The 9,998-nt window shown below is 67.4% G+C and carries 11 protein-coding genes; all 11 read right to left on the reverse strand.

Features of this window, described 5'->3' with window-relative positions:
• A partial coding sequence (gene lepB, locus P3W97_RS07750; protein WP_300845491.1) for a signal peptidase I occupies positions 1–760 on the reverse strand: 760 nt, incomplete at its 3' end.
• An 11-nt stretch (positions 761–771) separates the two neighbouring features.
• Entirely contained in the window at positions 772–2,586 is a 1,815-nt protein-coding gene (gene lepA, locus P3W97_RS07755; RefSeq protein ID WP_300845438.1) for a translation elongation factor 4, read from the reverse strand.
• 97 nt (positions 2,587–2,683) lie between these two features.
• Entirely contained in the window at positions 2,684–4,069 is a 1,386-nt protein-coding gene (locus P3W97_RS07760; RefSeq protein WP_300845494.1) for a DegQ family serine endoprotease, read from the reverse strand.
• 197 nt (positions 4,070–4,266) lie between these two features.
• On the reverse strand, positions 4,267–5,286 hold the full coding sequence (locus P3W97_RS07765) for a MucB/RseB C-terminal domain-containing protein (RefSeq protein ID WP_300845471.1): 1,020 nt from the start codon (positions 5,284–5,286) through the stop codon (positions 4,267–4,269).
• An 18-nt stretch (positions 5,287–5,304) separates the two neighbouring features.
• Positions 5,305–5,937, reverse strand: coding sequence for a sigma-E factor negative regulatory protein (locus P3W97_RS07770; protein WP_300845473.1), 633 nt, complete (start codon positions 5,935–5,937; stop codon positions 5,305–5,307).
• Between the two features lie 36 nt (positions 5,938–5,973).
• A complete protein-coding gene (rpoE, locus tag P3W97_RS07775; protein WP_300845475.1) occupies positions 5,974–6,606 on the reverse strand; it encodes an RNA polymerase sigma factor RpoE in 633 nt (210 codons plus the stop codon).
• Complete coding sequence (locus P3W97_RS07780) at positions 6,606–7,121, reverse strand: hypothetical protein (RefSeq protein WP_300845477.1); 516 nt, start codon at positions 7,119–7,121, stop codon at positions 6,606–6,608. The genes rpoE and P3W97_RS07780 overlap by 1 nt, the downstream gene beginning before the upstream one ends.
• A 5-nt stretch (positions 7,122–7,126) precedes the next feature.
• The gene (gene fabF / locus P3W97_RS07785; protein WP_300845479.1) at positions 7,127–8,371 is read right to left on the reverse strand and encodes a beta-ketoacyl-ACP synthase II; all 1,245 of its coding nucleotides are present in this window, start codon (positions 8,369–8,371) and stop codon (positions 7,127–7,129) included.
• Between the two features lie 6 nt (positions 8,372–8,377).
• Positions 8,378–8,617 carry an acyl carrier protein gene (gene acpP, locus P3W97_RS07790; protein WP_068606668.1) on the reverse strand — a complete coding sequence of 80 codons (240 nt, stop codon included), beginning with the start codon at positions 8,615–8,617 and terminating at the stop codon, positions 8,378–8,380.
• A gap of 86 nt (positions 8,618–8,703) precedes the next feature.
• Complete coding sequence (gene fabG, locus P3W97_RS07795; protein WP_300845486.1) at positions 8,704–9,453, reverse strand: 3-oxoacyl-ACP reductase FabG; 750 nt, start codon at positions 9,451–9,453, stop codon at positions 8,704–8,706.
• Between the two features lie 48 nt (positions 9,454–9,501).
• Positions 9,502–9,998 (reverse strand): ACP S-malonyltransferase (locus P3W97_RS07800; RefSeq protein ID WP_300845488.1); only part of this gene is annotated, 497 nt, incomplete at its 5' end.

A 9,998-nucleotide genomic window follows, 5' to 3' on the forward strand; every position in this document is an offset into this window, starting at 1 on the left:
AATCTGCCACCACCGGGATGAACGCCGGCCGCTCATCGTCGAGCAGCGTGTGCACTCGGCGGCCGCCGATCTCCTCGACGAACTGTTTGTGGTAGCGCATGGCTTGGGCGTCGTAAAAATCCGCTTCCGCGGTGCGCGGCACCGGCTGGCCGTTGATGAAGAGTTGCTTGTTCAGATACGCCACCTCGTCACCCGGCACGCCGACGACGCGCTTGATGTAGTCCAGGCTGGGCTGGGGCGGATAGCGAAAGACGATCACATCGCCCCGCTGCGGGCTGTGGTTGTCCACGATCTTGGTGTGGACGACCGGCAAACGGATGCCGTAGTGGTATTTGTTGACCAGGATCAGATCCCCCACCCGCAGCGTCGGGATCATGGAGCCAGACGGGATCTTGAACGGCTCGAACAAAAAAGAACGCAGCAGAAAAACCGCCAAAATGACGGGGAACAATCCCGCCGTCCAGTCCAGCCACCAGGGCTGGGCCAGCAGCTGGCGGCGCAGGGCCTCGGGGTCGCCTGCATCGGTGGTGATGCCCTGGCGGGCCAATTCTTCGCGGCGACGTTGGACCTCGGCCACAGCGCGTTCTGCGGCAGCGCGTCGGCGCGGCAAAAACACCCAGCGCTCGGCGATCCAGTAGGCGCCCGTGACCACCACGGCCAGCAGCAGCAGCAGCGCAAAATTGCCATCGATGGCGCCGGCATACCACGCGACGCCGTAGCCGGCGAATGCCGCCAAGACGACACCCGTGAGGGCGCCCATGGTTTGGTCGTTCATGACTCCTCCACCTGCAGGATGGCCAGGAAGGCCTCCTGCGGCACCTCGACGGTGCCGATCTGTTTCATGCGCTTTTTGCCGGCTTTTTGCTTTTCCAGCAGCTTGCGCTTGCGGGTAATGTCGCCGCCGTAGCACTTGGCCAGCACATTCTTGCGCAGCGCCTTGACCGTCTCGCGGGCGATGATGTTGGCGCCGATGGCGGCCTGGATGGCGACGTCGAACTGCTGGCGGCTGATGATCTCGCGCATCTTGCTGACCACCGCGCGCGCGCGCGACTGGGACTGGCTGCGGTGCACGATCATCGACAACGCATCCACCTTCTCGCCGTTGAGCAGGATGTCCACCTTCACCACATCCGAGGCGCGGTACTCCTTGAACTCGTAGTCCATCGAGGCGTAGCCGCGGCTGACGGATTTGAGTTTGTCGAAGAAGTCCAGCACGATCTCGGCCAGCGGCAGGTCGTAGGTGAGCATCACCTGCTTGCCGTGATAGGCCATGTTGAGCTGCACGCCGCGCTTGCCGTTGCACAGCGTCATCACCGGGCCCACATAGTCCTGCGGCAGATAGATGTGCACCGTGACGATGGGCTCGCGGATTTCCTGGATTTTGCTCGGCTCGGGCATGCGCGAGGGGTTTTCCACCATCAGCACCTCACCATCGCCCCTGACCACCTGGTACACCACGCTCGGAGCGGTCGTGATCAAGTCCTGGTCGAACTCGCGCTCCAGCCGCTCCTGCACGATCTCCATGTGCAGCAGACCCAAAAAGCCACAGCGGAAACCAAAGCCCAGCGCCTGCGATACCTCGGGCTCGAAATGCAGCGACGCGTCGTTGAGCTGCAGCTTTTCCAGCGCGTCGCGCAACTGGTCGTATTCGCTGGCCTCGGTCGGATACAGCCCGGCAAACACCTGCGGCTGCACTTCCTTGAAGCCAGGCAGCGGCTCGGTGGCTGCGGCCAGGTTGGCGCCGCTGGCGGTCTTGAACGATGTGATGGTGTCGCCCACCTTGGCCGACTTGAGCTCCTTGATGCCGGCGATGACATAGCCCACCTCGCCGGCTTGCAGGCGCTCGCGCGGCTGGTTGGCAGGCGTGAATACCCCCAGCTTTTCGCAAGGGTACTGCGCGCCCGTAGCCATCAGCCGGATGCGGTCACCCCGGTTGAGGCAGCCATCCACCACCCGCACCAGCATCACCACGCCGACATAGTTGTCGAACCAGGAGTCGATGATCATCGCTCGCAGCGGTCCATCCGGGTTGCCGTGCGGCGGCGGAATCTTGGCCACCACCGCCTCCAAAATGTCGTCGATGCCCATACCGGTCTTGGCCGAGCAGGGGATGGCCTCCGAGGCATCGATGCCGATGACGTCCTCGATCTCTCGCTGGGCGCGCTCGGGGTCGGCCTGCGGCAGATCCATCTTGTTGAGGACTGGCAACACCTCCACACCCAGGTCCAGCGCGGTGTAGCAGTTGGCCACCGTTTGCGCCTCGACACCCTGGCTCGCGTCCACCACCAGCAACGCGCCCTCGCACGCCGACAGCGAGCGGCTGACCTCATAGGAGAAGTCCACATGCCCGGGCGTGTCGATCAGATTCAAGTGATAGACCTGTCCGTCGCGCGCGCGATACTGCAGCGCGGCGGTCTGGGCCTTGATGGTGATGCCGCGCTCTTTCTCCAGATCCATGGAGTCGAGCACCTGCTCGGTCATCTCACGCTCGCTCAGGCCCCCGCAGCGCGCGATCAGGCGGTCGGCCAGGGTGCTCTTGCCATGGTCGATGTGCGCGATGATGGAAAAGTTGCGGATGTGCTTCATGGCCACAGAAAAAGGGCGCGCTTCCCAAGCAGCGCGCCCGATCGGTTCAAAGCCGGGATTGTAGGCGTTGTGCGGCTGTGGCCGCAGAGGGTGCCGCTCAGGGCCGCACCAACACCCACTGCGCCCAGTCGCCGCGGCGGATGAGCAGGCTCATCGGCCGGCCTTTGGGCCAATCGGCCACGGCGCGCTCCAATTCGCGCACGCTGGCGATGGTCTGATTGCCCAGACCGACGATGACATCGCCCGGTCGCACACCGGCCGCGGCAGCGGGACCGGTCACCTCGTCGACGCGCACGCCACCGGAGACTTTCAGCTCGCGCCGCTCGGCGGCGGTCAGCTCGCGCACGCTCAGGCCGAGCGGGCCGGCCTTGGCCGCCTTGGGCTCTTGCGCCGCCGAAGCGGCCACCGATTCATCTTCGAATGTACCCACGGTGAGGGTAACGGTCTTGGTCGCCCCGCGCCGCCACACCTCGACCGTGGCACGCGTGCCCGGCTTGGTATTGCCGACGATGCGCGGCAGGTCTGCCGATTTGTCGATCGCCTTGCCGTCGAAGCGCAGGATGATGTCACCCGGCTCGATGCCAGCCTTGGCCGCAGGCGAGCCATCCTCCACCCCACGCACCAACGCCCCGCCCAGCCGCGGCAGGCCCAGCGACTCGGCCACGTCCTTGTCCACCGGCTCGATGGCCACGCCGATGCGCCCGCGGGTGACCTTGCCATTGGCCTTGAGCTGCTCGGCGACGCGCACCGCCTCGTCGATCGGGATGGCGAAGCTGATGCCCATGAAGCCGCCGGAGCGGGAGTAAATCTGGCTGTTGATGCCGACCACCTCGCCACGCATGTTGATCAGCGGCCCGCCGGAGTTACCGGGGTTGATCGCCACGTCGGTTTGGATGAACGGCAGGAAGTCGCCGGTCTCGCGCTGCTTGGCGCTGACGATACCGGCCGTGACGGTGTTGTCCAGCCCGAACGGCGAGCCGATGGCCATCACCCATTCGCCGACCTTGAGCCGCTCGACATCGCCGACGCGCACCGGCTTGAGGCCGGTGGCGTCGATTTTGACCAGCGCCACGTCGGTGCGCTTGTCGGCGCCGACCACACGCGCCTTGAACTCACGCTTGTCCGGCAAGGTCACGATCACCTCGTCGGCGCCGTCGACGACATGCGCGTTGGTCATGATGAAACCGTCGGCGCTGTAGACAAAGCCAGAACCCACCCCGCGCTGGCGCTGCTCCGGCCCACGGTCGCGGCGCTGGGGGCCGCGCGGCAACGCACCCGGGGGCAGCGGAATGCCAAAGCGGCGGAAAAACTCGCGCATCTCCTCATCCGGCGCACCGGACTCCGGCCCGCCGGACTGCACGCGCTCGACCGTGCGGATGTTGACGACGGACGGGGCAACCTCATCGACCAGCACCGTGAAATCCGGCAACCCGGTCAGGCGCGCTGCGGCCGACTCCGTGCTGGCAGGCGCAGCCGCCCCCATCGCTGGTTGCGCACCAACGACATGTTGCGCGGCGCCCCACAGCAGGGCAACGGCTGCTGCCAGCGAGACAGCCGCCAGCGCCAGGGAACGACGCCGCGGCGACATGCCCGCTACCACGTTAGGTTCAGATCGGTTCATCATTTGGAATCCTCGTTGAAGGGTCCCGGCCGTTGGGCGGAGCCGGTTCCGCGGGCGACTCATCGCGCGCGCTCGAGTGCGCCCAAAAAATGTTGCAATGTGACCAGCGGCACCTCGCCCAGCGCGGTGACAGCGTGGCCCGCAATCCGCTCGGACAGCACCTGTGTCGCCCCCGCTTGAGTGCGGTGAACAGCGGGTCTATCGGCTGCCGAGAAAAACAGCGACACCGATGCCAGTCCGTCGGAGTAGACGCACTGCAGCGGAGCACGCGTCCGCGCCGACTCCTCGGTCCGGGCCCAGCAGGTGACCGGGCGAAAGCCTGGCACCTCGGCCTTCAGCCGCCAGCCTTCGGCCTCCGGCGTGGTTTTGCGCAACGCCGGGCGCTCGATATGGTAGCCACGCGTGTCGTCCATCTGGCGCACCAGCGCCTCCAACCGCAGCGGCACATCGAGCTGCAGCTCGGTGAAGGCAACCTGCTCCAGCACTTCGCCACTGGCCCCGAGCGTCTGCAGTTTGAGCGCCAGGCCGGTTCGCTTCTCAGACCAGATGCGGTAGCCGTAACGCAACGTATCGCGCGGCTGAAACTCCACCACCCAAGCCTCAAAGCCGGCCAGCCGCTCGCTGCCGACCACTTGCGCGCGGTAGAAATCCGCGACGTCGATACCCGGCACCCGCACCGGCCCCGGGAACAGGCGCAGCAGCTCGCGCCGATCGCGCACCGCCCACAGCTTGTCCGGCAACAGGGTCATGACCTCGTCGTCGCGGCGCCAGGTGATGCGTGTTGGCCCGTTGAGCGCCTCGATGCGCTCGATCTGCTGCCGTCCATCGCAGACGTGCGCGAAGCGCGCTGCGACGATTTCGCTGCCGCGTGTAACGACGAAGGTCCCGCTGTAGGCACGGTTGCGGGTGGCCTCATGCAGCCGCTCGATCCAGGCCTGGATATCGCCCGCTGGCTCGAGGCTCGCGCCCCGAGCAGTCGGCATCCCGGCCCACAGCAGGATCAGGCCCAAGGCCGCTGCGGCGATCCGGCCCGCCCAGCCTGCACTGCGGCGAGCAAACGATGCGTCACAGATCGTCATGGACCGCTACACCCTGCCTCAGCGCGCCGGTACATCGTAGCTGGCCGCCCGCAGAAAACCGGCGCTGCTCTGCAGCGCCGAGGCCCCGCCCCACTGGCGATGCGCAGCGATCAGCTCCTCGAGCTGGGGATCGCGCACCACCGCAGCCGGCACCGGTGTCGCGGCGCTGGGCGGGCCCGCAGTTACGGCCTGGGTCTGGGGCGGCTCGGCCTGGGCCATGCGTGGAGCGGTCTCGACCACACCCGGCACAACCCCGACCTGCCAGGCGACGGCCAGCACAGCCGCCAGCGCGGCCACGCCCGCCGCTACCTTCCAGCGGAAAACGGCATCGTTGGCCGCGAGTGGCTGCGGATGCACCACGACCGTGGGCGCATCGCTGCGCGGCGGCACGGGTTGCGCCGCCACTTGCGCCATGACGGCACGCACGAAAGCGGGGTCGGCCCCCGTCTCGGCGCGGCTTGCTTGGGCGCGCAGGGCATCGCCAATACAACGGTACGCATCCCAGGTCGCCCGGTCATCGCCCGGGTCGGCCCCGTCGAGTGCGCTCAGCGCCTGCAAGGGCTGGCATTCGCCGTCGAACAGTGCCGACAGCCATTCTCGCCGCGCAGCCTCGGTGGCGGACGGATCGTTCGATGGGGCTACAAACTTCATGGTCGACATCCAATCGGGTGGCCTTGCACGGCTGCGCTACCAACGCTTGCCGGATTGGCGCTCCAGCATGGGCTTGATGCGCGCCGATATCGCCTCCCGGGCGCGGAAGATGCGCGAACGCACCGTTCCAATCGGGCAGTCGAGCGCCTGCGCGATCTCCTCGTAACTGAGACCGTCGATTTCGCGCAGCGTGATCGCCTGAGCCAGCTCGGTCGGCAGGGCATCGACCGCCGCCTGCACCGCCTGGGCGATTTCCTTGCTCGCCAGCACCGCGTCCGGGGTTTCCGTATCGGCCACCTGCACGGTTAGTTCCTGCTCCAGTGCAGAAGTTTCATCGCCATCGTCCCCGCTGTGCAACGCACTCATGGACACCAGCGGATCGCGCTTGAGCTCCTGTAGCGCCTTCTTGGCGGTGTTGACGGCGATGCGGTAGAGCCAGGTGTAAAACTGGGCATCCCCCCGAAACTGCCCCAACGCCCGATAAGCGCGAATGAAGGTCTCTTGGGCCAGATCAGGGACGAGATCGGTGTCGCGCACAAGGCGCCCGATCAGGCGCTCGACCCGGCGCTGGTATTTGATGACCAGCAACTCGAACGCCCGCTGATCCCCCGCAACCGCGCGCTGCACGAGCGCGGCGTCGGCGTCGGGGGAGTGGCGAATTTCGTCCATCATGGCGTCGGCGCGGGGCGCCTGAATATACCCGATTGGCCCTCGGGGTCGGCCGCCGCCGCCAGGGCGCGGCGCAAGGTCAGCCAGTCCGCGGGATCGTCGCCGGCGGCATCCCGCTGGCACCACAGCCACAAGCGCTGCCCATCCGACGCTCGGGCCTCCAGCAGCACCACGCTCGTGCAGTCCCACGCCACACGCACCGCCTGCAAGGGGATTCCAGACGGGCGCGCCGTCCCCATCCAGCGCCATGTGCCGGCCACTGCTCCATGGGGGTCCGTCATGGGCTGCCACGCCAACTCGCCATACCGGGTGTGGCGCAAGCCCCAGATGGCCCAGCAGGCCGAGCCGGCCACGGCGGCCGCCAGCCCCCACCATGCCGCAGGGAGATCGGGCCGCACCCAGGCCCACAGGCCCAGCGCGACCAAGCCGCTGCTCAAGCCGATTGCAGCGGCGCAGGCATCCAGCCGTGCAGAGCCGACCGGATAGCGGATGCCGGCTGCCCCGGTGCGGGCCATGGGGCTCAGACCCGCTTGAAGACCAGCGTGCCGTTGGTGCCGCCGAAGCCGAAATTGTTCTTCAGCGCCACGTCGATGCGGGCATCCCGCGCCGTGTTGGCGCAGTAGTCCAGATCGCACTCGGCGTCCGCCTCGACCAGATGGATCGTCGGCGGAATCTTCTGGAGATATACAGCGAGCACGGTAAAGACGCTTTCCAGCCCGCGCGCGCCACCCAGCACGTGGCCCGTCATCGACTTGGTGGAGCTGATGACCGTGCGGCGGGCATGATCGCCCAGCGCAGCCTTGATGGCGCGGGTCTCGTTGATGTCGCCAAGCGGGGTGGAGGTGCCGTGTGCGTTGAGGTAGTCCACCTGATCCGCATTCACACCGGCGTTGCGCAGGGCGTTGAGCATGGAGCGACGCGGCCCGTCCATGTTGGGCGCGGTCATGTGGCCCGCATCGGCGCTCATGCCATAGCCGGCCAGCTCGGCGTAGATCTTGGCTCCGCGCGCCTTGGCGTGCTCGTATTCTTCCAGCACGAGCACGCCGGCTCCCTCGCCCAGTACGAAGCCATCGCGGTCTTTGTCGAACGGGCGCGAGGCGGCCTGCGGATCGTCGTTGCGCGTGGACAAGGCCCGCATCGCGGCAAAACCGCCGATGCCCAAGGGGGACACCGTCGATTCGGTCCCGCCGGCAATCACAACATCCGCATCGCCGTACTCGATCATGCGCCCCGCCTCGCCAATGCAGTGCAGGCCGGTGGTGCAGGCGGTGACGACCGCCAAGTTGGGGCCCTTGAAGCCATAGCGCATGGACACATGGCCGGCCACCATGTTGATGATGGAGGCGGGCACGAAAAACGGCGAGATGCGCCGCGGGCCGCGCTGGCTGAGCTCTGTGTGCGTCGCTTCGATAAGCGGCAGGCCGCCGATGCCCGAGCCAATCACGCAGCCGATGCGACAGGCTTCGTCCTCGGACAGCGCCTCGCCCACCGGCAGACCCGCGTCGGCCACGGCCTGAGCCGCGGCAGCGATGCCGTAGTGGATGAAGGTATCCATCGTCCGCGCCTCCTTGGGCGGGATGTAGGACGCGAGGTCGAAATGCTTGACCTCACCGGCGATCTGGCAGGCGAAGGCGCTGGCATCGAACTTGGTGATGCGGTCGATGCCAGAGCGGCCCGCGAGCAGGTTGGCCCAGGCCGCCTCCACCGTGTTGCCCACGGGGCTGATGCAGCCCAAGCCGGTCACGACGACACGGCGGCGGCTCATGGAGGATCAGGCCTTTTGGTGCGCCTTGGCGTAGTCGATCGCCTGCTGCACGGTGGTGATCTTCTCGGCGTCCTCGTCGGGGATCTCGATGCCGAACTCGTCTTCGAGGGCCATCACCAGCTCCACGGTGTCGAGGGAGTCGGCGCCCAGGTCGGCGACGAAGGCCTTCTCCGGGGTGACCTGGCTCTCCTCCACGCCAAGTTGCTCGGCAATGATTTTCTTCACACGTGCTTCGATGTCGCTCATAGTTCCCTCGTCGGGTGGTTGAAACAGCCTTGGCATTGTAGCGGCCCCGCCATCGGGGGATGCGCCGGCCGGTGGTCGAACAGAGATCAGGCCATGAACATGCCGCCGTTGACATGCAGCTCCTGCCCGGTGATATAGCCCGCCTGTGGACTGGCCAGGAAGACCACCGCATGTGCCACGTCCGCTGGCTTGCCGAGGTGGCCGAGTGGAATCTGCGCCAGCAGAGCCTGCTGCTGTTCGGGCGGCAGGCTGGCGGTCATGTCGGTTTCGATGAAACCCGGCGCCACGCAGTTGACCGTGATGCGCCGGCTGCCCAACTCGCGCGCCAGCGCGCGCGTCATGCCAGCCACCCCGGCTTTGGCGGCCGCATAGTTGGCCTGCCCCGGGTTGCCCGAGGCGCCGACGACGCTGGTGATGTTGACGATGCGACCGTAGCGCTGCTTCATCATCGGGCGAATCGCGGCGCGGCACAGACGGAACACCGCCTTCAGGTTGGTGTCGAGCACCGCGTCCCAGTCCTCGTCCTTGAGCCGCATGGCCAACATGTCGCGTGTGATGCCGGCGTTGTTGACCAGAATGTGCAGCGCCCCGTGCTCTTTGACCAGGGTGTCGACCAGCCCCTCGGCGGCGGGAGCGTCGTTGACATCCAGGCACACGCCGCGGCAGCCCTCGAAGCCCGCGAGCGCCTGCGTGATGCGCTGGGCGCCGTCTTCGCGGGTGGCGGTGCCGACTACGCGCACGCCACGGCCGGCCAGCTCGCGCGCGATGGCCGCTCCAATGCCGCGCGAAGCGCCCGTGACCAGGGCCACCTGGCCCACGAAAACCGGTTCAGACATGGGTCGATTTCTCCTGCGTGTTCGATGGGGTGGCCAGCGGCGCGCGGATCAGCCCGCCAGCAAAGCGCGCACCTCGGCCAGGGTGGCGGGGTCGTAGAGCGCCGCGGCCTGCAGCGGCGGCGCGATGCGCTTGGTCAGCCCCGCCAGTACCTTGCCAGGGCCACACTCGACGATGGCCTGGGCGCCGCGCGCCTGCAGCGCCTGCACGCACTCCACCCAGCGCACGGGGCCCGCAGCCTGGCGCACCAGCGCGTCGCGGATGCGCGCCGGCTCCGTCTCCACCGCGACATCGATATTGTTGACGACCGGGATCGCCGGGGTCTGGATTTGCACCTCGGCCAACGCCGCGCGCAGCGCCTCGGCCGCCGGGCGCATCAGGCTGGAATGGAACGGCGCCGAGACCGGCAGCGGCAGCGCACGCTTGGCGCCGCGCGCCTTGAGCAGCTCGCACGCCTTGTCCACCGCGGCCTTGGAGCCGGCGATCACGGTCTGCGCCGGGTCGTTGAAGTTGACCGCTTCGACGACCTCGCCGCTGCCGGGCGCGA

The sequence above is a fragment of the Tepidimonas sp. genome (assembly GCF_029335975.1).
Lineage (GTDB): Bacteria > Pseudomonadota > Gammaproteobacteria > Burkholderiales > Burkholderiaceae_C > Tepidimonas.

Excerpts from the sequence above, each read along its gene's own strand:
- lepA (WP_300845438.1), bottom strand. The coding sequence starts at position 2,586 with ATGAAGCACATCCGCAACTTTTCCATCATCGCGCACATCGACCATGGC.
- P3W97_RS07760 (WP_300845494.1), bottom strand. The coding sequence starts at position 4,069 with ATGGGGGCGGCTGCGCCTGCCAGCACGGAGTCGGCCGCAGCGCGCCTG.
- P3W97_RS07765 (WP_300845471.1), bottom strand. The coding sequence starts at position 5,286 with ATGACGATCTGTGACGCATCGTTTGCTCGCCGCAGTGCAGGCTGGGCG.
- P3W97_RS07770 (WP_300845473.1), bottom strand. The coding sequence starts at position 5,937 with ATGAAGTTTGTAGCCCCATCGAACGATCCGTCCGCCACCGAGGCTGCG.
- rpoE (WP_300845475.1), bottom strand. The coding sequence starts at position 6,606 with ATGGACGAAATTCGCCACTCCCCCGACGCCGACGCCGCGCTCGTGCAG.
- P3W97_RS07780 (WP_300845477.1), bottom strand. The coding sequence starts at position 7,121 with ATGGCCCGCACCGGGGCAGCCGGCATCCGCTATCCGGTCGGCTCTGCA.
- fabF (WP_300845479.1), bottom strand. The coding sequence starts at position 8,371 with ATGAGCCGCCGCCGTGTCGTCGTGACCGGCTTGGGCTGCATCAGCCCC.
- acpP (WP_068606668.1), bottom strand. The coding sequence starts at position 8,617 with ATGAGCGACATCGAAGCACGTGTGAAGAAAATCATTGCCGAGCAACTT.
- fabG (WP_300845486.1), bottom strand. The coding sequence starts at position 9,453 with ATGTCTGAACCGGTTTTCGTGGGCCAGGTGGCCCTGGTCACGGGCGCT.